Raw genomic sequence first — 553 nt, forward strand, 5'->3', positions numbered from 1 at the left:
GTGACAAAAAATCGTTTTCCACCGCGAGCTTGCCGATCTTGGCGTGAAGCTCTTTGATCTCGCCATCCTTGTTCTCAGCCTTCTTGACCTTGTCTGAGAAAACGCCTGCCATGCCTTCAATCGCTTGCCGTTTCCATGTGCTCACCTGCGTCGGATGCAATTGCCGCTTGGCCGCGATCTCCTGCACCTTCTTGTCACCGCGCAGCGCCTCAAGCGCCACAGCAGCTTTAAACTTGTCTGAAAAGTTCCGTCGCCTTGTCATTCTCGTATCCATTCCTGCGCGGTGGATACATCTTAGCACGCTGTCCAAATTTGCCCGACCACTTCAGGTGGGATGGTCAGGGCGCATGCCTGTTCAGCAAACGCCTGGAGAAAGGTCGGTTCGTGTGGCCATCGGCGAAAGAGGGCAAGATTGCCCTGACCGCAGCGCAGTTGGCGATGCTGCTCGAAGGGATTGATTGGCGTTTGCCGCAGCGCAGTTGGACACCGCTCAAGGCGGGATAAATGCGCGTGTGGGATTCCCCTCGCGCCGTCGTTTTGCTATGGTTTGACC

General features: G+C 56.2%; 1 protein-coding gene and 1 pseudogene. One reads left to right on the top strand and one right to left on the bottom strand.

The window, feature by feature from the left end; genetic code table 11:
- Positions 1-262: transposase (locus ROG8370_RS19995; RefSeq protein ID WP_085828848.1), on the bottom strand; the 262-nt coding region annotated here is incomplete at its 3' end.
- Positions 263-330: 68 nt separating this feature from the next.
- Here ROG8370_RS19995 and tnpB point away from each other — a divergent pair.
- Positions 331-504: pseudogene (gene tnpB / locus ROG8370_RS20000) on the top strand (IS66 family insertion sequence element accessory protein TnpB); the annotation flags it as partial.
- Positions 505-553 lie beyond the last annotated feature (49 nt).

It is taken from the genome of Roseovarius gaetbuli (genome assembly GCF_900172365.1).
Lineage (GTDB): Bacteria > Pseudomonadota > Alphaproteobacteria > Rhodobacterales > Rhodobacteraceae > Roseovarius > Roseovarius gaetbuli.